1 protein-coding gene is annotated in these 208 nt (G+C 70.2%); it reads right to left on the reverse strand.

Annotation, left to right across the window (positions count from 1 at the left end; all coding sequences use genetic code 11):
• Positions 1-20: 20 nt before the first annotated feature.
• On the reverse strand, positions 21-208 hold a 188-nt coding region (locus QWJ41_RS21895; RefSeq protein WP_302710605.1), incomplete at its 5' end, for a hypothetical protein.

The raw sequence follows: 208 nt of genomic DNA on the forward strand, positions 1-208 counted from the left end.
GCCGGCGGCGCTGCTCGTGCTCACTCGGGCGCGGTGATCTCGGGCGAGGAGCCGTAGTCGTCGAAGTCGATCGTGTAGGTCATCGACTCGCCGTCGCCGGAGAAGGCGCCGGTCAGCTCCAAGGAGCGCAGCTCGCCCACGTCGGTGACGGCGTAGGAGGCGTCGAAGTCGCCCACGGCGCTCGGGATGATCGTGGCCGCGACCACCT

Source organism: Nocardioides cremeus (assembly GCF_030518195.1).
Lineage (GTDB): Bacteria > Actinomycetota > Actinomycetes > Propionibacteriales > Nocardioidaceae > Nocardioides > Nocardioides cremeus.